This is a genomic window from Enterobacter sp. 2VL (assembly GCF_005503595.1).
Classification (GTDB): Bacteria; Pseudomonadota; Gammaproteobacteria; order Enterobacterales; family Enterobacteriaceae; genus Enterobacter; species Enterobacter cancerogenus.
In genome coordinates this window covers 394,729-419,977 of the sequence record NZ_SCNE01000002.1, presented here as the reverse complement: position 1 = coordinate 419,977, position 25,249 = coordinate 394,729, and the positions used below count along the sequence as shown (strand labels likewise).

Genomic DNA, 25,249 nt, shown 5'->3' with positions numbered 1-25,249 from the left:
ATGTAGCCAATGGATGTGGTAATTCAGATCCGCATAGCATAGCCCAAACGCCCGCGTCAAAACAGCCTTTCGCACAAATGCACTTTGCAGGAATTTACCGGGTCTGTGGCGCGCCTGACAAAGCGGCGGCGAAATAAGGTCTATTATTAGAGTTAGTTACTTACCCGGGAGGCAAAAGGATGAACAAGGTTGCTCAATTTTACCGCGAACTGGTGGCAACACTGACGGAGCGGCTGCGTAATGGCGAGCGTGATATCGATGCGCTGGTCGAACAGGCGCGCGCAAAGGTGACGCAAACGGGTGAGCTAACGCGAACCGAAGTTGAAGAGGTGACTCGCGCAGTGCGCCGCGATCTGGAAGAGTTTGCGCGCAGCTACGAAGAGAGCCAGGACGAGGTGGTCGACAGCGTCTTTATGCGGGTGATCAAAGAGAGCCTGTGGCAGGAACTGGCGGACATCACCGATAAAACCCAACTGGAGTGGCGCGAGGTATTTCAGGATCTCAACCACCACGGCGTGTACCACAGCGGCGAAGTGGTGGGGTTGGGCAATCTGGTTTGCGAGAAGTGTCATCATCACATTGCGGTCTATACCCCCGACGTGCTGCCGCTGTGCCCGAAATGCGGGCACGATCAGTTCCAGCGCCGGCCCTTTGAACCCTAGGTAAAAGCGAAGTAACATTCCCTCTCCCAGTGGGAGAGGGAGAATCGCGGGCCTACCTGTAATAAGCCAGTCTCTCTGCCAGCAAATCCACAAACGCTTCCCGGTCGATATCTACCATCACCGTCGTATTCGGCGCATTTCCCGTCAGCGAATAGTAGTCCACCACCGTCATCCCCTGCGTGTATTTCCCCTGCGTCTCCACGCCGACCCAGCGGTCCACCGTGGTAAACATCTCCGGCTTCAGCAGCCAGGCGATGGTACAAGGGTCATGCAGCGGCGCGCCGCTAAAGCCCCATTTTTCGGCTTTGTGATACTCCATAAAGAAGTCGAGCAGCTCCGCCACCGTCGTCGCAACCGGGTTCCCCACAGAACGGAACCGTTCGATGTCCTGGGCCATAATTTGCGCCCGGTGAGTCACGTCAAGCCCCGCCATGACGATCGGCAGGCCAGACTGGAAGACAATCTCCGCTGCTTCCGGATCAACAAAGATGTTGAATTCGGCCGCAGGCGTCCAGTTTCCCAGCCCCATCGCGCCGCCCATAATCACGATTTGGGCAATGTTGCGGTGCAGCTCAGGGTGGCTGTTGAGCAGCAGTGCGACGTTGGTCTGCGGACCGGTTGCCACCAGCGTCACGGGCTCTGCGCTTTCACGCAGTACCTTCGCCATCAGCTCAACGGCGGTGCAGGGTTGCGGCGCGAATGCTGGCTCTGGTAATGCCGGGCCGTCCAGCCCACTTTCGCCGTGAACGTTGTCGGCAATGATCAGTTCGCGCATCAGCGGTTTTAGCGCGCCGCCAGCGACCGGGATATCGGTGCGCTTTAACAGCGTCAGCATCCGCAGGACGTTGCGCAGGGTTTTCTCTGGCGTCTGGTTCCCCGCAGACGAGGTGACGGCTTTGACGTCAAGCTCGGGGGAGGCGAGGGCAAGGACGAGGGCGATCGCGTCATCATGACCCGGATCGCAATCGAGAATAATGGGCTGTGCCATAGGGTTCTCCATTACTGGCGTTATTGTGTGACAAGGTTAACGCTGCACTGTCGCGCCGACGAGAAGAAGAGAGGCAAAGCGTGAAGCGGAGCGCAATCCGCAGATTGCGCTCCGGAAAATTAATGCAGGATTTTGGCGAGGAAGTCTTTTGCGCGTTCAGATTTCGGATCAGCGAAGAACGCCTCTTTCGGGGAGTCTTCCACGATTTTGCCTTCGTCCATGAAGATCACGCGGTTAGCCACTTTGCGGGCGAAGCCCATTTCATGGGTAACAACCATCATGGTCATCCCTTCGTGCGCCAGTTCGACCATCACGTCCAGCACTTCGTTGATCATCTCCGGATCGAGCGCGGAAGTCGGTTCATCGAACAGCATCGCCACCGGGTCCATGCACAAGGCGCGGGCAATCGCTACGCGCTGTTGCTGTCCGCCGGACAGCTGTGCCGGGAATTTATCGGCATGGGCCGTCAACCCCACGCGCTCCAGTAACTTCAGCCCTTTCTCACGCGCCGCTTTTTTATCACGCTTAAGCACTTTCACCTGCGCCAGGGTCAGGTTCTCAATAATCGAGAGATGCGGGAACAGCTCAAAATGCTGGAACACCATGCCGACGTGAGAACGCAACTGAGCAAGGTTCGTTTTCTTGTCATTGACCTTCGTGCCGTTGACCACAATTTCACCCTGCTGCACCGGCTCCAGGCCGTTGACGGTTTTAATAAGCGTCGATTTACCGGACCCGGACGGCCCGCACACGACCACCACATCGCCTTTTTTCACTTCGGTGGAGCAGTCGGTCAGCACCTGAAAGTGCCCATACCATTTAGAAACATTTTTCAGGGAAATCATTATACCGTCCTTTTCTTCAGCCAGCTGACCAACAGCGACGCGCTTAAACTAATCACAAAATAGACCCCGCCCGCGAAGAGGACCATCTCAACCTGCGTACCGTCACGTTCGCCGATAGTGGATGCGGTACGGAAGAAGTCCGCCAGGCTCAGAACGTAGACCAGCGACGTATCCTGGAACAGGACGATGCCCTGCGTCAGCAGGAGCGGAACCATGGCGCGAAACGCCTGCGGCAGAATAATCAGCTTCATGGACTGCCAGTGCGTCATGCCCAGCGCCAGCGCCGCGCTGGATTGTCCGCGGGAGATGCTCTGAATACCGGCGCGAATAATCTCGGAGTAGTACGCGGCCTCGAACATGGAGAACGCCACCATGGCGGAGATCAGCCGGATATCGGTTTTTGGCGACAGCCCCAGTACGTTTTGCAGAAAACCGGGAACGATCAGGTAAAACCACAGCAGCACCATCACCAGCGGGATAGAGCGGAAGACGTTAACGTAGGCCGTTGCAAACCAGGCGAGCGGCTTAAAGCTCGACAGGCGCATCACTGCCAGCAGGGTGCCCCAGACAATCCCGACGATAATGGCAATCACGGTGATCTTTAACGTGATCGCCAGGCCATCAAGCAGGTAAGGCAGGGAAGGAACGATAGAACTCCAGTCAAACTCGTACATTATTTACCCCCCAGATTGCCCGGCAGGCGAGTTTTGCGTTCAACCAGGTTCATCACCAGCATGATGAAAGCGTTTATCAGAACATAGGCGAGCGTAATGGCCGTAAAGGATTCCCACGCATGGGCGGAATAATCCAGCAGCTTGCCCGCCTGCGCGGCCATATCCACCAGGCCGATGGTCGAGGCGATGGCCGAGTTTTTCACCAGGTTCATCATCTCTGAGGTCATCGGTGGCACGATGACGCGATAGGCGTTAGGCAGCAACACGTAGCGGTAGGCCTGCGGCAGGGTCAGCCCCATTGCCAGGGCCGCATTCTTTTGCCCGCGTGGCAGCGACTGAATGGCGGCACGCACCTGTTCGCACACGCGCGCAGCGGTGAACAGGCCCAGACACAGCATTGAAGAGACGAAGAACTGCACGTTCGGATCCAGCTCTGCCTTGAACCACATGCCGATGTTTTCCGGCAGCAGTTCCGGGATAACCAGATACCAGGTAAAGAACTGCACAATCAGCGGAACGTTACGGAACAGTTCCACATAGAGCGTGCCAAGAGAAGAGAGGAAACGGTTGGGGACGGTGCGCAGAATACCGAACAGCGAACCGATAAGAAACGCGATGATCCACGCCGTTATCGATAGCGCCACGGTGACCTGAAAGCCGCTCCACAGCCAGCCAAGGTAGGTGGTGTTGCCGAACGGGGCTTGCTGTAGAAAGATGCCCCAGTTCCAGTCAATTGACATAATAAACTCCAGAAAAAAAAGGGTAGCAGCGCTACCCTCGAAGATTGGTGAGAAGCTCATTTTTCGCGCTGAGTGGGGAACGAGCCACTCAGCGTAGAGTCTGTCCATGCTTCCCGACAATCGAGAGGGCAGGAGATCCCGCCCCTGTATTTCTAATTAGTTAAGAGCTTTGTCGTTTGGTGATTTGAACAGCGCTTTCATGTCGTCAGACAGTTCAAAGTTCATGTTCAGGTTTTTCGGTGGAATCGGGTTCTTGAACCACTTGTCGAACCATTTTGCCGCTTCGCCGGAGGTCTGCGCCTGCGCGATGGTGTCATCGATCAGCTTTTTGAAGTCCGCATCGTCTTTACGCAGCATACAGCCGTAGGCTTCTTTTGACTGCGCGGTACCGACGATCTCCCAGTTGTCTGGTTTCTTCGCCTTCGCACGTTCACCCGCCAGCAGAGCGTCATCCATCATAAACGCGACGGCACGACCGCTTTCCAGCGTACGGAAGGAGTCACCGTGGTCTTTCGCGCTGATGATGCGCATATCCATTTTCTTGTCGTCATTCAGCTTGTGGAGCAGCACTTCTGAAGTGGTACCGGAGGTCACGACAACCGCTTTACCTTTCAGATCCGCGAAATCTTTAATATCGCCGCCTTTCTTGGTCAGCAGACGGGTGCCCACGACGAAGATGGTATCGGAGAAGGCGGCCTGTTTCTGGCGTTCCAGGTTGTTGGTGGTGGAACCGCATTCAAAATCAAAGGTGCCGTTTTGCAGCAGTGGGATACGGTTCTGCGAGGTGATTGGAATCAGCTTCACCTGCAGGTCTGGTTTGTTCAGCTTTTTCTTCACAGCTTCAACGATGGCGTTGGAGTAGTCCTGTGAATAGCCCACGACTTTTTGCGTGTTATCGTAGTAAGAGAACGGGACGGAAGATTCACGGTGGCCGACCACGATCACGCCGTTTTTGGCAATCTTGGCGAGGGTGCTTCCGGCAGCCGGCGCGTCTTCAGCGTGAACGACGCCTGCGGACATTCCCATAACCAGCAGTGCTGTGGCCAGTTTACGTAATTGCATACCCAACTCCTTTCTTATCAGCGCCAGTGACGCATTGATACCCATTGTGATGTTGTTATATCTCGCGCAACGCGAGTGCAGTGTTATGCAAGCTTGTTAACATTTAGTCTGGCTTAATGTAAAGATTTTGCTGCGTTATTGTTTATTTTTGCGAAGCGCGCCGCACCATTCAGAGGCAAAAATCTCTCATTGCACCGTTTCGGTGCCAGGGACGCTCAGTGCTGGTGCGGTCAGGTGCACGTTAAGCCAGATTGCGTTTGCGGGAATAAACAAAGCAATAGATGTGCCAGAGTTGGAAAGATGACGGGATTGTCGGGTGGCGGCTACGCCTTCGGAAGCGAAATGGAGAAAGTAGGCCGGGTAAGCGTCAGCGCCACCCGGCAGGAAGAGGTGAGATTATCGACGACGCTGACGAAGGCCCATCAGCACGGCGCCAAAACCAAACAGCGCGGTCAAAATCCACAGCGGCCAGTTGCCGGTGCGGGCGTATGGCGTCAGGCCGGTGGCTGGCGTCACGGTCGTGGTCAGCACGTCGCGGGTAAACTGCGGGATCATAGCCTGAATATCCCCCTGCGGACCAATCACGGCGGTAATGCCGTTGTTGGTGCTGCGTAGCAGCGGACGCGCCAGCTCCAGGGAACGCATACGCGCCATCTGGAAGTGCTGCCACGGGCCAATCGACTTACCAAACCACGCATCATTCGAGATGGTCAGCAGATAGTCGGTATCCGGGCGGAAGTTATCGCGTACCTGCTCGCCGAGGATGATCTCATAGCAAATGGCCGCCGTGAGGGCAAAACCGTGCGCGTGCAGCTGCGGCTGAACGTACGGACCGCGGCTGAACGAAGACATCGGCAGATCGAAGAACGGTGCCAGCGGGCGCAGAATTGACTCCAGCGGAACAAATTCGCCAAACGGCACAAGGTGGTTCTTGTTGTAGCGATCGGTCGAGGTGTAGCTGTACTCGCTGTCTTTGCCAAGCGTGATGATGGTGTTGTAGGTGTCATAACGGTTTTGCGTGTTCAGACGCGCGTCTACAATCCCGGTGATCAGCGTACTGCCGTGTGCGCGCAGCAGGGCGTCCATCATCTTCAGGAACGGTTGCTGGTTGATTTCCAGATCGGGAATCGCGGATTCCGGCCAGATAATCAGCTGAGATTTCCCCATCACCTTTTCGGTGGCACCGGCGTAAATTTTCAGGGTGTTGATCAGCTGGTTCTCATCCCACTTCATCGACTGCGGGATATCCCCCTGCACCAGAGAAACCTGCGTCGCGCGCTCGGGCACGAGGTTATACCACTGGATATAGCGCAGCGGGAAAGGCAGGGCGAACAGTACGAGGGCAGCGACCAGCGCTTTCCAGTTGCGGGTTACCAGCGCCAGCACCAGCAGGCCGCTCACCACCATCAGCAGGAAGTTTATCGCCTCAACGCCCATTACCGGTGCCAGCCCTTTTAGCGGGCCGTCGATCTGGCTATAGCCGAACTGCAGCCACGGGAAGCCAGTCAGCACCCAACCGCGCAGGAACTCGGTAATTTGCCAGACAACCGGTGCGGCGATGGCAACGCGCAGCCAGCTCGTTTTCGGCCACAGGCGAGAGAGAATGCCGGCAAACAGGCCGGTATACAGCGAAAGGTAGGCGGCGAGCAGGACCACCAGGAAGACGTTTACCGGGCCCGGCATTCCGCCAAACTGAGCGATGCTGACATACACCCAGTTAATGCCGGAACCGAACAGCCCAAGCCCCCAGAAATAGCCGATAGCAGCGGCTTGCACCGGGCGGCGATTCAGGGTTAACCCCTGTAATCCCATCAGGGAGAGGAGGGCAGCAGGCCAGATGTCGTAAGGAGAAAAAGCCAGCGTACCGCTGGCTCCGAGCAACAGCGCCAGCAGCAAACGGACGCGCTGGCGTTCAAGCAATGGGGCAAATGCCATTTACATTAATCTTCCAGTTTTGGCACCGGTGAGTCGTCCGGCGTTCTGACGTGAACCTGAATAATACGTCGGCTGTCGGCCATGGCGACTTTGAATTGGTAACCGTCGATGTCAACGGTCTCGCCGCGCGCCGGAAGATGACCAAAGGCCTGCATCACCAGCCCGCCAATGGTGTCCACCTCTTCATCGCTGAAGTGCGTGCCGAATGCATCGTTGAAGTCTTCAATCGAGGCCAGCGCGCGCACCGTCCAGGTGTGGCGGCTGAGCTGACGGAAGTCGATATCTTCTTCTTCGTCATACTCGTCTTCGATTTCGCCCACGATAAGCTCAAGGATATCTTCGATAGTGACCAGACCGGACACGCCGCCAAACTCATCAATTACAATCGCCATGTGGTAACGCTGAGAGCGAAACTCTTTCAGCATCCGATCCACACGTTTACTTTCCGGCACAACCACGGCCTGGCGTAACACTTTTTCCATGCTGAAGGCTTCGGCATCGCTGCGCATAAACGGCAGCAGATCTTTCGCCATCAGGATCCCTTCGATGTGATCTTTATCTTCGCTGATGACCGGGAAACGCGAGTGGGCAGATTCGATGATCACATCGAGGCACTCGTCCAGCGTCTGGTTGCGTTTCAGGGTGATCATCTGCGAGCGGGGGATCATGATATCGCGGACGCGCTGGTCGGCAATGTCCATGACGCCTTCGAGCATTTCGCGCGTATCGTCGTCGATAAGGTCGTTTTGCCCGGAATCACGGATCAGCTCCAGCAGTTCATCACGGTTTTTTGGTTCACCGTGGAAAAGCTGGCTCAGGATGAGGGAGAAAAATCCCTTTTTAGTGTTGGTGTTGTCGCTACTGTGTGAATTGTCGTCGCTCATGGCGTTTGTTAAGGGTTCTCTTGTTAGTTCAACGTTTACCGCCGCGCTATATCCCTGCGCGGCAGCATGTGAGTCGGTCAACGGACTGACTATTCTTTCTCGGCAATGTACGGATCCTCATAGCCCAGAGCAAGCATTATCTCTGTCTCGAGGGACTCCATCTCTTCCGCTTCGTCATCGTCGATGTGGTCGTAGCCCAACAGATGCAGGCTGCCGTGCACCACCATATGCGCCCAGTGGGCGTCGAGCGGCTTCTGCTGCTCTTTCGCTTCCTGCTCAACCACCTGACGGCAGATGATCAGATCGCCCAGCAGCGGCATTTCCATGCCCGGTGGCGCTTCAAACGGGAAAGAGAGTACGTTGGTCGGCTTATCTTTCCCACGGTAGGTCAGGTTAAGTTCGTGGCTTTCCGCTTCGTCCACCAGGCGAATCGTAACTTCTGATTCTTCCTGAAACTGGGGGATAACGGCGTCCAGCCACGTCTGAAACTGTGCCTCATCTGGCATGCCGGAATTATCTTCACAGGCCAGCTGTAAATCGAGGATCACCTGACTCATTTATGTTCTTGCTCCTGCGCGTCGCGCTTACGTTCTGCGGCCAGTTCGGCCCTGCGCTTCTGATCGGCCTCTTCCCAGGCCTCATAAGCGTTTACAATGCGTGCCACGACAGGGTGGCGCACAACATCTTCACTGTGGAAGAAGTTAAAGCTGATTTCATCGACCTCTGCCAGCACTTCAATTGCGTGGCGCAGGCCAGATTTGGTGCTGCGCGGCAGGTCAATCTGCGTGACGTCACCGGTAATCACCGCTTTTGAGTTGAAGCCGATACGCGTCAGGAACATCTTCATCTGTTCGATGGTGGTGTTCTGGCTTTCATCAAGAATGATGAACGCATCGTTGAGCGTACGGCCACGCATGTAGGCCAGGGGTGCCACTTCAATCACGTTGCGCTCAATGAGCTTTTCGACTTTCTCAAAGCCCAGCATCTCGAACAGCGCGTCGTACAGCGGGCGCAGATACGGGTCAACCTTCTGGCTCAAATCGCCCGGCAGGAAGCCCAGCTTTTCACCCGCTTCCACGGCAGGGCGCGTCAGCAGAATGCGGCGAACGTCCTGGCGCTCCAGGGCATCGACCGCCGCGGCGACGGCAAGATAGGTTTTACCCGTACCCGCCGGGCCGACGCCGAAAGTAATATCATGGTCGAGGATATTGGCGATGTACTGCGCCTGGTTCGGCGTGCGTGGTTTGATGACGCCGCGCTTGGTCTTGATGTTGATCGCCTTGCCGTAGTCCGGCACGCTTTCCGCGCTTTGTTCAAGCACGCGCGCCTCTTTGATGGCGAGGTGGATCTGTTCCGGTTCGATGTCCTGCGTTTCGCCGCGCATCGGGGCGGTATCAACATACAGACTACGCAGAATATCCGCCGCCGCGTTAACGCAGATGGGGCGGCCGGTGAGTTTGAAATGATTATCGCGACGATTGATTTCGATACCCAGACGTCGCTCCAGTTGTTTGATGTTGTCATCAAACGGCCCGCACAGGCTCAGCAGGCGAGCGTTGTCTGCGGGCTCAAGGCTAATTTCACGCGTGTCTATATTCAAACCGTTCCTCTTTGATTGTTCAGAAGGCCCGTTAGCTCATCACCGAGGGGCATCATAAAACCGTCATTAATGAAATTATTCACGCCATAGAATAAAGGCGCAAGCAATGCTATGCATATTGGGGGTGAAGAAAGGAATTACAAGGCCTGCCGGAAAGGCAGGCCAGAAGGATTAGGGCTGGTAAATGCCCACGCCAGAATCGTTTACTTTGCGGGTACGCGAGATAACAGACTCAGGCGTCTCGGCAATGCGCAGACCCATTTCGTCCTCGGTACGCACCACCTTCGCACGCAGGGAGTTTGTCAGCACGTCGACAATTTCGACATCCACAAATTTACCGATCATGTCCGGCGTGCCTTCAAAGTTCACCACGCGGTTATTTTCGGTACGACCGGACAGCTCCATGATGCTCTTGCGCGAGGTGCCTTCCACCAGAATACGCTGAACGGTGCCGAGCATACGACGGCTCCAGGCGTTAGCCTGCTGGTTGATACGCTCCTGCAGAATGTACAGACGCTGTTTTTTCTCTTCTTCCGGCACATCGTCAACCATATCGGCTGCAGGCGTGCCAGGACGCGCGGAGAAGATGAAGCTGTAGCTGACGTCAAAATTCACTTCGCCGATGAGCTTCATGGTGCGCTCGAAATCATCAGCCGTTTCGCCAGGGAAGCCAACAATAAAGTCGGAGCTGATCTGAATATCCGGGCGCGCTTCGCGCAGCTTACGGATGGTGGATTTGTACTCCAGCACCGTATGCGGACGGCCCATCAGGTTCAGCACGCGGTCAGAGCCACACTGAATCGGCAGGTGCAGGAAGCTCACCAGCTCCGGCGTATCGCGATAGACATCAATGATGTCATCGGTAAATTCCATCGGATGGCTGGTGGTAAAGCGAATACGGTCGATGCCGTCAATCGCGGCCACCAGACGCAGCAGTTCAGCAAAGCTGCCGGTGGTGCCGTCGTAGTTCTCACCGCGCCAGGCGTTAACGTTCTGGCCAAGCAGGTTGACTTCGCGTACACCCTGGGCGGCAAGCTGCGCGATTTCAAATAAGATATCGTCTGCCGGGCGGCTGACCTCTTCACCGCGCGTATAAGGCACCACGCAGTAAGTACAGTATTTGTTGCAACCTTCCATGATAGAGACGAAAGCGGTCGGGCCATCCGCACGCGGCTCTGGCAGACGGTCAAATTTCTCGATCTCCGGGAAGCTCACGTCGACAACCGGGCTACGATTGCCGCGAACCTGGTTGATCATCTCTGGCAGGCGGTGCAGGGTCTGAGGGCCAAAGACGATATCCACATAAGGGGCTCTCTGGCGGATCAGCTTACCTTCCTGCGAGGCTACGCAGCCACCGACGCCGATAATCAGGTCCGGATTTTTTCGTTTGAGAAGTTTCCAGCGGCCTAATACGTGAAAGACTTTCTCCTGCGCTTTTTCACGAATTGAACAGGTGTTAAGCAGCAACACGTCGGCTTCTTTCGGATTTTCAGTCAGCTGGTATCCGTGGGTGGTATCCAGCAGATCGGCCATCTTCGATGAATCGTATTCGTTCATCTGACAGCCCCAGGTTTTTATATGGAGTTTTTTAGTCATCGACTTGCTCAGCTCAGGATTGCAAGCCGCGTATTGTAATGCTTTGGTGCGGTTGTGACCAGTATGAAGGTTGTCACCCTCACGCGCCCAAAAATCCGGTAAACTTAAGATATTCTCCAACAAGGACAATTGACCATGACACTCCAACAAACCGAAGTTGCCGTTGTCGGCGGCGGTATGGTCGGCGCCGCGCTGGCGCTGGGGCTGGCGCAGCAGGGATTTGAAGTAACGGTAATCGAGCAGGCTGCGCCTCCGGCATTTGACCCGACCGCCAAACCGGACGTGCGCATTTCAGCCATCAGCGCCGCGTCCGTTGACCTGCTTCGCGGGCTGGGCGTGTGGGATGCCGTGCTGGCGATGCGCGCTCATCCGTATAACCGGCTGGAAACCTGGGAGTGGGAAAATGCCCATGTGACATTTGACGCCGCCGAGCTGAAGCTGCCGCGCCTGGGGTATATGGTGGAAAACAGTGTGCTCCAGCAGGCACTCTGGCAGGCGCTGGAGGGGCACCCTAATGTGACGCTGCGTTTGCCCGCCTCTCTCAAGGCGCTACGCCGCCACGATAGCGGCTATGTGCTGACCCTGGATAATGATGACGAGCTGGCCGTGAAGCTGGTGGTCGGCGCGGACGGTGCGAATTCGCAGGTCCGGCAGATGGCGGGGATCGGGATCCATGCCTGGCAATACCCGCAGTCCTGCATGTTGATCACCGTTCAGTCAGAGAATGCACCCGGCGAGAGCACCTGGCAGCACTTTACCCCGAATGGCCCCCATGCGTTCTTGCCCCTGTTCGATAACTGGGCATCGCTGGTGTGGTACGACAAACCGGCGCGCATTCGCCAGCTTCAGGGGCTTTCGATGGAGCAGTTGCAGCGTGAAATCAAGCAACACTTCCCGAGTCGTCTGGGCAACGTGACGCCGGTTGCCGCGGGGGCCTTCCCACTCACGCGCCGCCATGCGTTGCAGTATGCCCTCGAAGGGCTGGTGCTGGTGGGCGATGCGGCCCACACCATTCATCCGCTGGCGGGGCAGGGTGTGAATCTGGGCTACCGCGACGTGGATGCTCTGCTGGACGTGCTGGGCAATGCCCGCGCGCACGCTGAACCCTGGTCGGGTCTGCAGGTGCTGAAGCGCTACCAGACGCAACGGATGGCGGATAACTTTATCATGCAGTCGGGGATGGATCTGTTCTATGCCGGTTTCAGCAATGAGCTGGGTCCGGTGCGTATTTTGCGCAATATTGGATTGATGGCCGCGGAGCGTGCCGGTGGGCTGAAACGTCAGGCCCTGAAATATGCCCTGGGACTGTAATCTTTTTTCCCTCTCCCCGTGGGAGAGGGCATCAGGCTGTACAGACAACAAAAACAAAAAAGCCCGCATAGCGGGCTTATTTGTTTTTAAATGGCTGGGGTGCAGGGATTCGAACCCCGGAATGCTGGTATCAGAAACCAGTGCCTTACCGCTTGGCGACACCCCAATTGCGTTAAACATGCTGCTTAACAACTTTTCAAATTGGCTGGGGTACGAGGATTCGAACCTCGGAATGCTGGTATCAGAAACCAGAGCCTTACCGCTTGGCGATACCCCAACAATTTTTTCTAGTCTACCGAATAAATCGACAGATGACTAATATGGTGGCTACGACGGGATTCGAACCTGTGACCCCATCATTATGAGTGATGTGCTCTAACCAACTGAGCTACGTAGCCAGTACTGCAATCTTCGATGGCTGGGGTACCTGGATTCGAACCAGGGAATGCCGGTATCAAAAACCGGTGCCTTACCGCTTGGCGATACCCCAATAACCGCGGAGAACCGCAAAATCGAAGAAATATGGCTGGGGTACCTGGATTCGAACCAGGGAATGCCGGTATCAAAAACCGGTGCCTTACCGCTTGGCGATACCCCATCCGCGCAACGCTTATCTGGAAATGGTGCGGGAGGCGAGACTTGAACTCGCACACCTTGCGGCGCCAGAACCTAAATCTGGTGCGTCTACCAATTTCGCCACTCCCGCAAAAAAAGATGGTGGCTACGACGGGATTCGAACCTGTGACCCCATCATTATGAGTGATGTGCTCTAACCAACTGAGCTACGTAGCCATCTTTTTTTCGCGTTACCTTATCGGCGTTGCGGGGCGCATTATGCGTATAGACCCTTGCAGCGTCAACACCTTTTTCAACGAAAATGTCCTGAATGTGACTGTTTGGTTAGGTTGCGAACAGCGTGGCCGAATAATCGGCAATTATTGGTTATTAATCGATTTTGCACCGTTAAATTCAGGGAAAAAAAAAGACCCCGCAGGGTCTTTTTTGGTGCAGGGGATCATTTATAGGCAGACTGGTGAACGCCTACCGCACGCCCTGACGGATCGTTCATCGATTTGAACGATTCATCCCACTCGATGGCTTTCGCCGACGAGCAGGCCACGGACGGGCCGCCTGGTACGCATTCAGCAGCGCTCGGTACCGGGAACAGCTCTTCGAAGATCTCACGATACAGATACGCTTCTTTCGAACCCGGCGTGTTGTACGGGAAACGGAAGCTCGCGGTTTCCAGTTGCTGATCGGAAACCTGTTTCGCCGCCACCTCTTTCAGGGTGTCGATCCAGCTGTAACCCACGCCATCGGAGAACTGCTCTTTCTGACGCCATGCCACGCTTGCCGGCAGGTAAGATTCAAAACATTCGCGCAGGATATGTTTTTCCATTTTACCGTTGCCGCACATTTTATCCTGCGGGTTAATACGCATCGCGACGTCGAGGAATTTTTTATCGAGGAACGGGACGCGGGCTTCAACGCCCCAGGCCGACATCGCTTTGTTGGCGCGGGCGCAGTCAAACATGTGCAGTGCCTGCAGCTTGCGCACGGTCTCTTCATGCAGCTCTCTGGCGTTCGGCGCTTTGTGGAAGTACAGGTAGCCGCCAAACACTTCGTCAGATCCTTCCCCGGACAGCACCATCTTAATGCCCATCGCTTTGATCTTACGGGACATCAGGTACATCGGCGTGGAGGCGCGAATCGTCGTCACATCATAGGTTTCAATGTGATAGATCACATCGCGGATCGCATCCAGACCTTCCTGCACGGTGAAGTGAATTTCGTGATGCACGGTGCCAAGATGATTTGCCACTTCCTGCGCGGCTTTCAGATCCGGTGCCCCTTCCAGGCCGACGGCAAAGGAGTGCAGCTGCGGCCACCAGGCTTCCGAGCGCTCCTGATCCTCGACGCGACGTGCGGCGAACTTCTTGGTGATCGCGGAGATCACGGAGGAGTCCAGACCGCCGGAAAGCAGTACGCCATACGGCACGTCTGACATCAGGTGGCTTTTCACGGACTCTTCCAGCGCCTGACGCAGTTCGGCTTTATCAGTGACGTTGTCTTTAACCGCGTCATAGTCAAACCAGTCGCGATGATAATACGGGCGGATCTCGCCGTCCTGGCTCCACAGGTAGCTGCCCGCCGGGAACTCTTTGATGGTGCGGCAAACCGGCACCAGGGCTTTCATTTCAGAGGCGACATAGAAGTTACCGTGTTCATCGTGCCCCATGTACAGCGGGATAATGCCGAGATGGTCACGGCCAATCAGGTAAGCCTCTTTTTCGCTGTCGTACAGGGCAAAAGCAAACATGCCCTGCAGCTCGTCGAGGAATTCAGGACCTTTCTCCTGATACAGCGCCAGGATCACTTCGCAGTCAGAACCGGTCTGGAAGGCGTAGCGGTCGCTATATTCAGCGCGCAGGGCCTGATGGTTGTAGATTTCACCGTTCACCGCCAGCGCGTGCGTTTTTTTCTCGTTATACAGCGGCTGTGCTCCGGCATTGACGTCAACAATGGACAGACGTTCGTGCGCAAGGATGGCTTTATCGCTGGCGTAAACGCCGGACCAGTCCGGGCCGCGATGGCGCATCAGGCGGGACAGTTCGAGTGCTTTTTTACGCAGTTCACCCGCGTCAGTTTTAATATCCAGTACGCCAAAAATTGAACACATAACCTTCTCCGTTAACCCTGTTGCATTGTGATGTTGCTTGCTTATGAAAATGCCGCAAAGGGGCAGGGCGCGCAAGGGTTTTACGGGCTAAAACGCAAATAGTGCAATGACAATTGCAGAATGTTGAAAAACGCGTATCTCGATCGTGCTTTTATTGAGGATTTCTCAATGAATTGCGCTTTTTATTAGTTGGGGTGAGGTTTTCAGGCGCTATAAATGAAAAACCACGCCTTGAGGCGTGGTCCGACGTCAGATAATGTCGATTTCATTAACCGAAGGGTAAATCCAGCTTGGCCGGAACGGCATACTGTCGATGTCATCAATGGTCGACACGCCGGAAAGCACCAGGATGGTCTCAAGGCCTGCCTGAAAACCGGCCAGGATATCGGTGCGCAGGTTGTCGCCGACGATGACGGTCTCTTCAGAGTGCGCCTGCATGGTGTTCAGCGCCGCACGGATAATCCACGGGCTAGGCTTGCCAACATAGAACGGTTTACGGCCCGAGATTTTTTCGATACCGGCGCACAGCGCGCCGCAGGCCGGGTAAAACCCACGACCATGCGTATCCGGATTGGTGGCGATAAACCGCGCGCCGTTGGCGACGAAGTAGGAAGCCTTGTGCATCATTTCCCAGTTGTAGGAACGGGTTTCACCGACGATCACAAAATCCGGATTCACATCGGTGATGGTAAAGCCCGCCTTGTACAGCTCGTGGATCAACGCCCCTTCGCCCACGACGTAGGCTTTTTTCCCTTCCTGACGCTTCAGAAAGTCAGCCGTTGCCATCGCAGAGGTGTAAAACACGCTGTCCGGCACGTTAACGCCCGCGGTAGCAAAGCGGTTCGCCAGGTCCTGACCAGTTTGAGAAGGGTAGTTCGTGAGGAGAACCAGTGGCATTCCTTTGTCGATGATACGGCCAAGAAACTCCGCAGCACCCGGCACGGCAACGTTGTCGTGCATCAGCACGCCGTCAATATCACAAATTACGTTCTTAATGGTCATGGACAATCCGACATCACAAAAGAGAGGGCATTACTATAAGGTCCGATCAGCTTTCCAGCAAATGCTGGAGCAGAATACCGTTGAGCATGGCGCGCTTCACCAGCGCAAACGCGCCGATCGCTGAGCGGTGATCCAGCGTGGAACGCACGACCGGCAGGTTCTGACGAAATGCCTTCAGCGCCTGGGTGTTAATGCAGCCTTCAATCGCGGGCAGCAGCACTTTTTCGGCTTCGACGATTTCACCGGCGATGACCACTTTTTGCGGGTTAAACAGGTTGATGGCAATGGCAATGGTTTTGCCCAGATGACGACCGACCTGCTCAATCACCTCGCAGGCCAGCGCATCGCCTTTATTCGCGGCTTTGCAAATCGCCCCGATTTTACAGTCATCCAGCGTGACGCGGCTTTGATAGCCCTGCTCAAGCAGATGGCGAACGCGGTGTTCAATCGCAGCGTTGGCGGCAACGGTCTCAAGGCAGCCAAAGTTACCGCAGTGGCAGCGTTCGCCAAGGGGTTCCACCTGGATATGACCGATTTCACCCACGTTGCCGTTGCGGCCAATAAAGATACGGCCATTGGAAATAATGCCTGCCCCGGTTCCACGGTGAACGCGCACCAGAATAGAGTCTTCGCAGTCCTGACTCGCACCAAAATAGTGCTCTGCCAGCGCCAGAGAACGGATGTCGTGGCCGACAAAGCAGGTCACGTTGAACCGTTTTTCAAGCGCATCGACCAGCCCCCAGTTCTCCACCTGAATGTGCGGCATATACCGGATCACTCCGCTTTCGGGGTCGACGAGGCCGGGTAAAATCACAGAGATGGCAATGAGTTCACGGATCTTGCGCTGGCAGCTTTCCATAAACAGCGCAATGGTGTTCAGCAGCGCATGTTCCAGCGTCTCCTGCGTGCGCTCGGGCAGCGGATAGTGCTCTTCAGCAATCGCTTTGCTGCTCAGATCGTAAAGGGTCAGCGTGGTGTCATGGCGGCCAAGACGGACGCCGATGGCCTGAAAGTTGCGGGTTTCGGTGACGATAGAGATAGCGCGGCGCCCCCCGGTGGAGGCCTGCTGATCGACTTCTTTGATCAGACCGCGCTCAATAAGCTGACGCGTGATTTTTGTCACGCTGGCAGGCGCAAGCTGGCTTTGTTCGGCTATCTGAATTCGAGAGATTGGCCCGTGCTGGTCAATCAGGCGATAAACTGCCGCGCTGTTAAGTTGTTTAACGAGATCGACATTACCGATTTGAGCTTGTCCGCCTGTTGTCATACTTTTACTTACTCAGTGACGACCTCGTTACCATTAACGATGGTCTTAATAATTTTATAATCGTGTGTGAAGGCCGTCAGGTTTGCCACCATACCCGGTGCAATCCCGCCCAGTTGTTTATCCACGCCGATTGCACGCGCCGGATAAAGCGTGGCCATCCGCAGCACTTCATCAAGTGCAATGCCGCAATGCTCGACGAGGTTACGGACCCCTTCAATCATTGTCAGGGAAGACCCGCTCAGCGTGCCGTTTTCATCCACACACAGTCCATTACGGTAGTATATTGTTTTACCAGCAAAAATGAACTGTTCAATATTTGCCCCTGCCGGTGCGGTAGCATCGGTGACCAGGCACAGCTTATCGCCCTTCAGGCGTTTCGCATTACGGATATTGGTGTAATCAACGTGCAGGCCGTCGGCAATAATGCCGCAGTAAACGTCTGGCTCGTCCAGAATTGCCCCGACGAGACCCGGTTCGCGACCGGTAATATACGGCATGGCGTTATAGAGGTGCGTCGCAAAGGTAATGCCCGCGCGGAAACCGGCTTTCGCCTCTTTCAGCGTGGCGTTGGAGTGACCTGCGGACACCACAATCCCGGCGGCGGCCAGTTTGCTGATGACCTCAGTACCGGTCATTTCAGGCGCCAGCGTCACTTTGGTGATCACATCGGCGTTCGCGCACATGTAGTCAACCAGTTCGGCATCCGGCTTGCGGACATAATCCGGGTTATGCGTGCCTTTCTTGACCATGTTCAGCCATGGCCCTTCCAGGTGCAGACCCAGCGCCTGGTTAGGGTGTTTCGCCAGGTAGTCGCGCATCACGCGGATACCCTGCTTCATCAGGTCATCGCTGCTGGTAATCAGCGTAGGCAGATAGCTGGTGCAGCCCGATTTCTCGTTGGCTTTCTGCATGATTTCCAGCGTCTCGACCGTAACGGCCTCTGGCGTGTCGTTAAACTGCACGCCGCCGCAGCCGTTGAGCTGTACATCAATGAAACCGGGGGAGATTATTGCTCCATTGAGTGAGCGCTGTTCTATCTCCGGCGGCAACTCGGCCAGCGGGCAAACACGTTCAATCAGGCCATTAGCGATCACAATCGCATGGTCATCCAGAATTTCATGGCCGGTATAAATCCGACCGTGGGTTAAAGCGTACATATCGACCCCCGGTTTAAAAAAACGACCGCCCCTGCGTAACGGGGCGGTGATAAAATTACAGACCTTTGATGTTTTCTGCTTCTAGCTCGTTGAAGTATTTCAGCGTTTTGACCTTCAGTTCCATCGTAGACGGTTCGTCACACACGATCACTGATTTCGGGTGCAGCTGCAGGCAGCTGATGGTCCACATATGGTTAACGTTGCCTTCAACGGCTGCCTGGAGCGCCTGCGCTTTCACGCCGCCCAGCACCAGAATCATGACCTCCTCGGCATCCAGCAGGGTACCTACGCCCACGGTCAGGGCGAATTTTGGTACCTGGTTAACGTCGCCATCAAAGAAGCGAGAGTTTGCCACGCGGGTGTCATGGGTCAGGGTTTTAATACGAGTACGGGAAGCCAGAGAAGAGGCTGGCTCGTTAAACGCGATGTGACCATCGTTACCCACGCCACCCATAAACAGGTGAATTTTGCCGTAAGAGCGGATTTTTTCTTCGTACTGGCGGCATTCTGCGTCAATATCGGGCGCGTTACCATTCAGCAGATTAATGTTTTCTGCTGGGATATCAACGTGGTCAAAGAAGTTACGGTGCATGAAGCTGTGGTAGCTTTCCGGATGCTCCTTCGGCAGGCCCACATATTCGTCCATATTAAAGGTCACAACATGCTTGAAGCTAACCTGGCCCGCTTTGTGCATTTCAACCAGCGCTTTGTATGCCGTCAGCGGGGTGCCGCCGGTAGGCAGGCCCAGAACGAAAGGACGATCTGCCGTTGGTTTGAACGCGTTAATGCGGTTAACGATATGACGTGCAGCCCATTTACCGACCTGTTCAGCTGTTGCCAGGGGAATCAGTCTCATTGTTCACCTCTAAAGTTAAAGTAATAAAGTGGGCGGATGATTACGGGAGCCTGAACTAAGCGTAACCTGGAAACTTCAGGCCGGATCAATCCGTCTTGATTTTTTGAATGATAAAATAAGTTTTCGCTGTTAGCCAGTGAAAGGGAGGGTGATTAACGATATTTGGTGACAAAACTCACAAAAAATAGGTGTTTAATTTGCGATACGAATTAATTTTTCACACACTCACCATGCCAGTGAATCATCAACGGTATCTATCGTTGTCGACACAATAAAAAACATAGTTTACGTGCGAGTCTTCACAAAGGGTCTCGTAGGGGGAATAGGATGAATATTTTAGGTTTTTTCCAGCGCCTCGGTAGGGCTTTGCAGCTCCCTATCGCCGTGCTACCGGTTGCAGCGCTGCTGCTGCGATTCGGGCAACCCGATCTTCTTAACGTGCCGTTTATTGCCCAGGCTGGCGGCGCAATTTTTGACAACCTGGCGCTGATTTTCGCCATCGGTGTGGCGTCAAGCTGGTCAAAAGATAGTGCTGGTGCTGCGGCACTGGCAGGGGCTGTAGGTTACTTCATCCTCACCAAAGCGATGGTAACCATCAACCCTGAAATCAACATGGGTGTCCTGGCGGGTATCATTACTGGTCTGGTCGGTGGTGCTGTTTATAACCGCTGGGCTGGTATCAAGCTGCCTGACTTCCTGAGCTTCTTTGGCGGTAAACGCTTTGTACCGATTGCGACGGGCTTCTTCTGTCTGATCCTCGCCGCCATTTTCGGCTACGTATGGCCACCTGTTCAACACGCTATCCATGCGGGTGGCGAGTGGATCGTTTCTGCGGGCGCACTGGGTGCGGGTATCTTCGGTTTCATCAACCGTCTGCTGATCCCAACAGGTCTGCATCAGGTACTGAACACTATCGCCTGGTTCCAGATTGGTGAATTCACTAACGCCGCTGGCGCGGTATTCCACGGTGATATTAACCGCTTCTACGCAGGCGACGGCACCGCGGGCATGTTCATGTCTGGCTTCTTCCCAATCATGATGTTTGGTCTGCCTGGTGCTGCGCTGGCAATGTACCTGGCTGCGCCGAAAGCGCGTCGCCCAATGGTTGGCGGTATGCTGTTGTCCGTTGCGATTACGGCCTTCCTGACCGGCGTGACAGAGCCACTGGAATTCCTGTTCATGTTCCTGGCTCCGCTGCTGTATCTCATGCACGCCATCCTGACCGGTATCAGCCTGTTCGTTGCCACCCTTCTGGGTATCCACGCTGGCTTCTCCTTCTCAGCAGGCGCCATCGACTATGTGTTGATGTACAACCTGCCGGCGGCAAGCAGCAACGTCTGGATGCTGGTGGTGATGGGCCTGATCTTCTTCGTTATCTACTTCGTTCTGTTCAGCGCGGTTATTCGTATGTTTAACCTGAAGACGCCGGGCCGCGAAGATACCAAAGACGACGTTGTGACCAGTGAAGCAAACAGCAATACCGAAGAAGGTTTAACCCAGCTGGCAACCAACTACATTGCCGCTGTGGGTGGTACCGATAACCTGAAAGCCATTGATGCCTGTATTACCCGTCTGCGCCTGACCGTGGCCGACTCCGCGCGCGTCAGCGATGCAATGTGCAAACGTCTGGGTGCGTCTGGTGTGGTAAAACTGAACAAACAAACCATCCAGGTTATCGTGGGTGCGAAAGCCGAATCTATCGGCGATGAAATGAAAAAAGTGGTTGCCCGTGGGCCGGTAGCTGCCGCCTCAACGGATAGCGCGCCAGTGGCTGACGCTCCGGTGGTGAAACCGCAGGCTGTGCCAAATGCGGTAACCATCGCTGCCCTGGTCTCTCCGGTGACCGGTGAAGTGGTAGCGATTGAGCAGGTGCCAGACGAAGCGTTCGCCAGCAAAGCGGTCGGTGACGGTGTCGCTGTTAAACCAACGGAAAAAACCGTGGTGTCTCCGGCAGCCGGTACCATCGTGAAAATCTTCAACACCAACCACGCGTTCTGTCTTGAGACCGAAAACGGCGCGGAGATCGTTGTCCACATGGGTATCGATACCGTGGCGCTGAACGGCCAGGGCTTTACTCGCCTGGTGGAAGAGGGTGCTGAAGTGGTTGCAGGCCAACCGATTCTGGAAATGGATCTGGACTACCTGAACGCCAATGCGCGCTCGATGATTAGCCCGGTGGTTTGCAGCAACATCGACGACTTCAGCGGCCTGGTCATTCAGGCGAAAGGTCAGGTCGTTGCGGGCCAAACCCCACTGTATGAGATTAAAGGCAAGTAATCGCTCCTGAGTAGAGTCATGCCTTAAGCGGCGGGGGGATAACCTCCGCCGCTTTTTTTTGCGGTTATTGTCCCCATTATTTTATTCTGAATAGACGTTTTAAAGGTTGTCACTACGTCCGGCTTATAAGATCATATGCCGTTATACGTTGTTTATGCTTTGAGGAATCCACGATGAGTGAGGCAGAAGCCCGCCCGAGTAACTTTATTCGTCAGATCATTGATGAAGATCTGGCCAGTGGTAAGCACACCACGGTTCATACGCGTTTCCCGCCGGAGCCAAATGGCTACCTGCACATCGGCCACGCGAAATCTATCTGCCTGAACTTTGGTATCGCACAAGACTACCAGGGGCAGTGCAATCTGCGTTTCGATGACACTAACCCTGCAAAAGAAGACATCGAATACGTTGAGTCCATCAAGAACGACGTGCAATGGCTGGGCTTCAACTGGTCGGGCGATATCTGCTACTCCTCTAACTATTTTGATCAGCTGTTCGCCTATGCGGTTGAGCTGATCAATAAAGGTCTGGCGTATGTGGATGAGCTCTCTGCTGATGAAATCCGTGAATACCGCGGTTCGCTCACCGCGCCGGGTAAAAACAGCCCGTACCGCGACCGCAGCGTAGAAGAGAACCTGGCGCTGTTTGAAAAAATGCGTGCCGGTGGCTTCGAAGAAGGCAAGGCCTGTCTGCGTGCCAAAATCGATATGGCCTCGCCATTCATCGTCATGCGCGACCCGGTGCTGTACCGCATTAAGTTTGCGGAACACCACCAGACCGGGAACAAGTGGTGCATCTACCCGATGTACGACTTCACCCACTGCATCAGCGATGCGCTGGAAGGCATTACGCACTCCCTGTGTACTCTGGAGTTCCAGGACAACCGTCGTCTGTACGACTGGGTGCTGGATAACATCACCATCCCTGTGCACCCGCGTCAGTACGAGTTCTCTCGTCTGAATCTGGAATACACGGTGATGTCCAAGCGTAAGCTGAACCTGCTGGTGACCGACAAGCATGTAGAAGGCTGGGATGACCCGCGTATGCCGACCATCTCTGGTCTGCGCCGCCGGGGTTACACCTCTGCCTCTATCCGCGAGTTCTGCAAACGTATTGGCGTGACCAAACAGGACAACACCATTGAGATTGCCTCTCTGGAATCCTGCATCCGTGAAGATCTGAACGAAAACGCTCCGCGCGCGATGGCGGTGATCGACCCGGTTAAGCTGGTTATCGAAAACTACCCTCAGGGCGAGAGCGAGATGGTGACGATGCCGAATCATCCGAGCAAGCCTGAAATGGGCACCCGTGACGTGCCGTTTAGCGGTGAGATTTGGATCGATCGCGCGGATTTCCGCGAAGAAGCCAACAAGCAGTACAAGCGTCTGGTGCTGGGCAAAGAAGTTCGTCTGCGTAATGCGTACGTAATTAAAGCCGAGCGCGTCGAAAAAGACGCGGAAGGCAACATCACCACCATTTTCTGCTCTTACGATGCCGAAACGCTGAGTAAAGACCCGGCAGATGGCCGTAAAGTGAAGGGCGTTATCCACTGGGTGAGCGCCTCGCATGCACTGCCGGTTGAGATCCGCCTGTATGACCGTCTGTTCAGCGTGCCTAACCCAGGCGCTGCGGAAGACTTCCTGGCTACGATTAACCCGGAATCTCTGGTAATCAAGCAGGGCTTTGCCGAGCCGTCGCTGAAAGCCGCAGAAATCAGCAAAGCGTTCCAGTTTGAACGTGAAGGTTACTTCTGCCTGGACAGCCGCTACAGCACTGCGGAAAAACCGGTATTTAACCGTACTGTCGGTCTGCGCGATACCTGGGCCAAAATCGGCGAATAATATCGCTGCACTGGTCAATGAGAAACAAACGCCGCTTATTGCGGCGTTTTTTTATATAACGATCATGCCGTTAAAGAACGTTTGTATTAGCGGAAGTCAAAATAACTGGTCAATGCGGTGCTACTTATTTTTTTTAATAAAGTTTGTATAAACCCGAAAACAGTAAAGCGGAATTAACAGACAGGTTTTTTAACCTTTAATCATTGAAAAATAGCGCTTACCCCCGCCATTACTCGCTTCCGCGTAAATGTTACAAAGCACTACTAATTATGTGCACTTCGTCATAATCCTGAGTTTTGCCCACGAAAAAGCATTGATAATTCGCGTCGCGAAAAATAACCTAAAGACGGTAGTTAATTCGAGGGTATTTCTAACTACCCCTGACCATTAGGTCTTTTATATTTTTCGCCGTTCAGGCGTTTTTAATTCGTCAAAGAGGAATAATCTATGCGTACGTTCAGTGGCAAACGTAGTGCGCTGGCGCTGGCTATTGCCGGTGTGACAGCAATGTCGGGCCTGGTGATTACGCCAGAGGCTAAAGCAGAAGGTTTCATTGATGATTCAACCCTCACGGGCGGAATTTATTACTGGCAGCGTGAGCGTGACCGTAAAGACGTCACTGAAGACAAATACAAAACCAACCTTTCTCACTCCACCTGGAACGCCAACCTGGACTTCCAGTCGGGTTATGCCGCGGATATGTTTGGCCTGGATATTGCGGCGTTTACCGCAATTGAAATGGCGGAAAACGGCGACAGTGGTCACCCGAACGAAATCGCATTCTCCTCCAGCAATAAAGCCTATGACGAAGACTGGTCCGGGGATAAGAGCGGCATCAGCCTGTATAAGGCCGCGGCGAAATTCAAATACGGCCCGGTATGGGCGCGCGCAGGTTATATTCAGCCAACCGGACAGACGCTGTTAGCCCCACACTGGAGCTTCATGCCGGGTACCTATCAGGGCGCAGAAGCGGGGGCCAATTTTGACTACGGCGATGCCGGGGCGCTGAGCTTCTCCTATATGTGGACCAACGAGTACAAAGCGCCGTGGCACATTGAGATGGATAAGTTCTACCAGAACGATAAAACCACCAAAGTGGACTACCTCCACTCCCTGGGTGCGAAGTATGACTTCAAAAACGACCTGGTACTGGAAGCCGCCTTCGGACAGGCTGAAGGCTATATCGATCAGTATTTCGCGAAAGCCAGCTACAAATTCGACGTTGTGGACAGCCCGCTGAGCACCAGCTATCAGTTCTATGGCACGCGTGATAAAGCCAGCAACGGCACCGTTAACGATATCTACGACGGTACCGCATGGCTGCAGGCGCTGACCTTCGGTTACAAGGTGGGCCAGGTTGACCTGCGTCTGGAAGGGACGTGGGTGAAGGCGGAAGGGCAGCAGGGTTACTTCCTGCAGCGTATGACCCCAACTTACGCCTCATCAAACGGTCGTCTGGATATCTGGTGGGATAACCGCTCTGACTTCAACGCCGACGGTGAAAAAGCCGTCTTCTTCGGTGCAATGTATGACCTGAAAAACTGGAATCTGCCAGGCTGGGCGGTCGGTGCTTCTTATGCTTACGCGTGGGACGCGAAGCCTGCTGATATGGCAACCCCGGATGCGTACTACGATCCTAATTACCGCCTGAAAGAGTCCGCCTACAGTCTGGATGCGAGCTACACCCTGCAGGACGGGCGTGCCAAGGGCACCATGTTCAAACTGCACTTCACGCAGTATGACAACCACTCCGATATCCCAAGCTATGCGGGCGGTTACGGCAACATCTTCCAGGATGAACGTGACGTGAAATTCATGGTCATCGCGCCATTCACTATTTTCTGATGAAGACCCCGGCGGGCGTGGCCCGCC

General features: G+C 54.8%; 20 protein-coding genes and 7 tRNA genes. 5 read left to right on the top strand and 22 right to left on the bottom strand.

Going from position 1 to position 25,249, the window contains the following annotated elements:
* Nucleotides 1-179 precede the first annotated feature (179 nt).
* Nucleotides 180-662 carry a zinc ribbon-containing protein gene (locus FFS28_RS06395; protein ID WP_006177147.1) on the top strand — a complete coding sequence of 161 codons (483 nt, stop codon included), beginning with the start codon at nt 180-182 and terminating at the stop codon, nt 660-662.
* 52 nt (nt 663-714) lie between these two features.
* Here FFS28_RS06395 and rihA read toward each other — a convergent pair whose 3' ends face one another.
* From rihA to miaB, 10 genes are all read right to left on the bottom strand, one after another.
* The gene (gene rihA / locus FFS28_RS06390; RefSeq protein ID WP_042320981.1) at nt 715-1,650 is read right to left on the bottom strand and encodes a pyrimidine-specific ribonucleoside hydrolase RihA; all 936 of its coding nucleotides are present in this window, start codon (nt 1,648-1,650) and stop codon (nt 715-717) included.
* A gap of 119 nt (nt 1,651-1,769) precedes the next feature.
* On the bottom strand, nt 1,770-2,495 hold the full coding sequence (locus tag FFS28_RS06385) for an amino acid ABC transporter ATP-binding protein (RefSeq protein ID WP_006177149.1): 726 nt from the start codon (nt 2,493-2,495) through the stop codon (nt 1,770-1,772).
* On the bottom strand, nt 2,495-3,169 hold the full coding sequence (gene gltK / locus FFS28_RS06380; protein ID WP_006177150.1) for a glutamate/aspartate ABC transporter permease GltK: 675 nt from the start codon (nt 3,167-3,169) through the stop codon (nt 2,495-2,497). Before gltK ends, FFS28_RS06385 begins: the two co-directional genes overlap by 1 nt.
* A complete protein-coding gene (gene gltJ, locus FFS28_RS06375; RefSeq protein WP_058610663.1) occupies nt 3,169-3,909 on the bottom strand; it encodes a glutamate/aspartate ABC transporter permease GltJ in 741 nt (246 codons plus the stop codon). The genes gltK and gltJ overlap by 1 nt, the downstream gene beginning before the upstream one ends.
* Before the next feature lie 156 nt (nt 3,910-4,065).
* On the bottom strand, nt 4,066-4,971 hold the full coding sequence (locus tag FFS28_RS06370; protein WP_137849069.1) for an amino acid ABC transporter substrate-binding protein: 906 nt from the start codon (nt 4,969-4,971) through the stop codon (nt 4,066-4,068).
* A gap of 396 nt (nt 4,972-5,367) precedes the next feature.
* Nucleotides 5,368-6,906, bottom strand: a complete 1,539-nt coding sequence (gene lnt / locus FFS28_RS06365) for an apolipoprotein N-acyltransferase (protein WP_058610664.1) — start codon at nt 6,904-6,906, stop codon at nt 5,368-5,370.
* A gap of 5 nt (nt 6,907-6,911) precedes the next feature.
* Nucleotides 6,912-7,790 carry a CNNM family magnesium/cobalt transport protein CorC gene (gene corC / locus FFS28_RS06360; protein ID WP_006177155.1) on the bottom strand — a complete coding sequence of 293 codons (879 nt, stop codon included), beginning with the start codon at nt 7,788-7,790 and terminating at the stop codon, nt 6,912-6,914.
* An 89-nt stretch (nt 7,791-7,879) separates the two neighbouring features.
* Nucleotides 7,880-8,347, bottom strand: coding sequence for an rRNA maturation RNase YbeY (gene ybeY, locus FFS28_RS06355; protein WP_006177156.1), 468 nt, complete (start codon nt 8,345-8,347; stop codon nt 7,880-7,882).
* A complete protein-coding gene (locus FFS28_RS06350) occupies nt 8,344-9,390 on the bottom strand; it encodes a PhoH family protein (RefSeq protein WP_058610666.1) in 1,047 nt (348 codons plus the stop codon). Before FFS28_RS06350 ends, ybeY begins: the two co-directional genes overlap by 4 nt.
* Nucleotides 9,391-9,561: 171 nt before the next feature.
* On the bottom strand, nt 9,562-10,986 hold the full coding sequence (gene miaB / locus FFS28_RS06345) for a tRNA (N6-isopentenyl adenosine(37)-C2)-methylthiotransferase MiaB (RefSeq protein WP_006177158.1): 1,425 nt from the start codon (nt 10,984-10,986) through the stop codon (nt 9,562-9,564).
* Between the two features lie 135 nt (nt 10,987-11,121).
* Here miaB and ubiF point away from each other — a divergent pair, with 135 nt between their 5' ends.
* On the top strand, nt 11,122-12,297 hold the full coding sequence (gene ubiF / locus FFS28_RS06340) for a 3-demethoxyubiquinol 3-hydroxylase (protein WP_137849068.1): 1,176 nt from the start codon (nt 11,122-11,124) through the stop codon (nt 12,295-12,297).
* A gap of 91 nt (nt 12,298-12,388) precedes the next feature.
* Here the strand turns inward: ubiF and FFS28_RS06335 are convergent.
* The 12 genes from FFS28_RS06335 to nagB form a co-directional block, all read right to left on the bottom strand.
* Nucleotides 12,389-12,463 (bottom strand) — tRNA-Gln (locus tag FFS28_RS06335).
* A gap of 36 nt (nt 12,464-12,499) precedes the next feature.
* Nucleotides 12,500-12,574: transfer RNA gene (locus FFS28_RS06330), tRNA-Gln, on the bottom strand.
* Between the two features lie 44 nt (nt 12,575-12,618).
* Nucleotides 12,619-12,695, bottom strand: a tRNA-Met gene (locus FFS28_RS06325).
* A 17-nt stretch (nt 12,696-12,712) separates the two neighbouring features.
* Nucleotides 12,713-12,787: transfer RNA gene (locus FFS28_RS06320), tRNA-Gln, on the bottom strand.
* A 33-nt stretch (nt 12,788-12,820) separates the two neighbouring features.
* Nucleotides 12,821-12,895 (bottom strand) — tRNA-Gln (locus FFS28_RS06315).
* A 23-nt stretch (nt 12,896-12,918) separates the two neighbouring features.
* A tRNA-Leu gene (locus FFS28_RS06310) sits at nt 12,919-13,003 on the bottom strand.
* Nucleotides 13,004-13,012: 9 nt separating this feature from the next.
* Nucleotides 13,013-13,089 (bottom strand) — tRNA-Met (locus FFS28_RS06305).
* A 223-nt stretch (nt 13,090-13,312) separates the two neighbouring features.
* Nucleotides 13,313-14,977: an asparagine synthase B gene (asnB, locus tag FFS28_RS06295; RefSeq protein ID WP_137849067.1), complete on the bottom strand. Its 1,665-nt coding sequence runs from the start codon at nt 14,975-14,977 to the stop codon at nt 13,313-13,315.
* Between the two features lie 249 nt (nt 14,978-15,226).
* Entirely contained in the window at nt 15,227-15,979 is a 753-nt protein-coding gene (gene nagD, locus FFS28_RS06290) for a ribonucleotide monophosphatase NagD (protein ID WP_006177161.1), read from the bottom strand.
* A gap of 46 nt (nt 15,980-16,025) precedes the next feature.
* Nucleotides 16,026-17,246 carry a DNA-binding transcriptional regulator NagC gene (gene nagC / locus FFS28_RS06285; protein ID WP_006177162.1) on the bottom strand — a complete coding sequence of 407 codons (1,221 nt, stop codon included), beginning with the start codon at nt 17,244-17,246 and terminating at the stop codon, nt 16,026-16,028.
* Nucleotides 17,247-17,254: 8 nt separating this feature from the next.
* On the bottom strand, nt 17,255-18,403 hold the full coding sequence (gene nagA / locus FFS28_RS06280; protein ID WP_006177163.1) for an N-acetylglucosamine-6-phosphate deacetylase: 1,149 nt from the start codon (nt 18,401-18,403) through the stop codon (nt 17,255-17,257).
* Between the two features lie 55 nt (nt 18,404-18,458).
* On the bottom strand, nt 18,459-19,259 hold the full coding sequence (nagB, locus tag FFS28_RS06275) for a glucosamine-6-phosphate deaminase (RefSeq protein ID WP_006177164.1): 801 nt from the start codon (nt 19,257-19,259) through the stop codon (nt 18,459-18,461).
* Nucleotides 19,260-19,586: 327 nt separating this feature from the next.
* Here nagB and nagE point away from each other — a divergent pair, with 327 nt between their 5' ends.
* From nagE to chiP, 3 genes are all read left to right on the top strand, one after another.
* Nucleotides 19,587-21,536 (top strand): PTS N-acetyl glucosamine transporter subunit IIABC, encoded by a 1,950-nt coding sequence (gene nagE / locus FFS28_RS06270; protein WP_006177165.1) that lies wholly within the window; start codon nt 19,587-19,589, stop codon nt 21,534-21,536.
* A gap of 173 nt (nt 21,537-21,709) precedes the next feature.
* Nucleotides 21,710-23,377: a glutamine--tRNA ligase gene (gene glnS / locus FFS28_RS06265; RefSeq protein ID WP_137849066.1), complete on the top strand. Its 1,668-nt coding sequence runs from the start codon at nt 21,710-21,712 to the stop codon at nt 23,375-23,377.
* Nucleotides 23,378-23,824: 447 nt separating this feature from the next.
* A complete protein-coding gene (chiP, locus tag FFS28_RS06255; protein WP_137849065.1) occupies nt 23,825-25,222 on the top strand; it encodes a chitoporin ChiP in 1,398 nt (465 codons plus the stop codon).
* Nucleotides 25,223-25,249 lie beyond the last annotated feature (27 nt).

Bases quoted from the DNA above. Each gene is read 5' to 3' on its own strand.
- FFS28_RS06395 (WP_006177147.1), top strand. From the start codon at position 180: ATGAACAAGGTTGCTCAATTTTACCGCGAACTGGTGGCAACACTGACG.
- rihA (WP_042320981.1), bottom strand. From the start codon at position 1,650: ATGGCACAGCCCATTATTCTCGATTGCGATCCGGGTCATGATGACGCG.
- FFS28_RS06385 (WP_006177149.1), bottom strand. From the start codon at position 2,495: ATGATTTCCCTGAAAAATGTTTCTAAATGGTATGGGCACTTTCAGGTG.
- gltK (WP_006177150.1), bottom strand. From the start codon at position 3,169: ATGTACGAGTTTGACTGGAGTTCTATCGTTCCTTCCCTGCCTTACCTG.
- gltJ (WP_058610663.1), bottom strand. From the start codon at position 3,909: ATGTCAATTGACTGGAACTGGGGCATCTTTCTACAGCAAGCCCCGTTC.
- FFS28_RS06370 (WP_137849069.1), bottom strand. From the start codon at position 4,971: ATGCAATTACGTAAACTGGCCACAGCACTGCTGGTTATGGGAATGTCC.
- lnt (WP_058610664.1), bottom strand. From the start codon at position 6,906: ATGGCATTTGCCCCATTGCTTGAACGCCAGCGCGTCCGTTTGCTGCTG.
- corC (WP_006177155.1), bottom strand. From the start codon at position 7,790: ATGAGCGACGACAATTCACACAGTAGCGACAACACCAACACTAAAAAG.
- ybeY (WP_006177156.1), bottom strand. From the start codon at position 8,347: ATGAGTCAGGTGATCCTCGATTTACAGCTGGCCTGTGAAGATAATTCC.
- miaB (WP_006177158.1), bottom strand. From the start codon at position 10,986: ATGACTAAAAAACTCCATATAAAAACCTGGGGCTGTCAGATGAACGAA.
- ubiF (WP_137849068.1), top strand. From the start codon at position 11,122: ATGACACTCCAACAAACCGAAGTTGCCGTTGTCGGCGGCGGTATGGTC.
- asnB (WP_137849067.1), bottom strand. From the start codon at position 14,977: ATGTGTTCAATTTTTGGCGTACTGGATATTAAAACTGACGCGGGTGAA.
- nagD (WP_006177161.1), bottom strand. From the start codon at position 15,979: ATGACCATTAAGAACGTAATTTGTGATATTGACGGCGTGCTGATGCAC.
- nagC (WP_006177162.1), bottom strand. From the start codon at position 17,246: ATGACAACAGGCGGACAAGCTCAAATCGGTAATGTCGATCTCGTTAAA.
- nagA (WP_006177163.1), bottom strand. From the start codon at position 18,403: ATGTACGCTTTAACCCACGGTCGGATTTATACCGGCCATGAAATTCTG.
- nagB (WP_006177164.1), bottom strand. From the start codon at position 19,259: ATGAGACTGATTCCCCTGGCAACAGCTGAACAGGTCGGTAAATGGGCT.
- nagE (WP_006177165.1), top strand. From the start codon at position 19,587: ATGAATATTTTAGGTTTTTTCCAGCGCCTCGGTAGGGCTTTGCAGCTC.
- glnS (WP_137849066.1), top strand. From the start codon at position 21,710: ATGAGTGAGGCAGAAGCCCGCCCGAGTAACTTTATTCGTCAGATCATT.
- chiP (WP_137849065.1), top strand. From the start codon at position 23,825: ATGCGTACGTTCAGTGGCAAACGTAGTGCGCTGGCGCTGGCTATTGCC.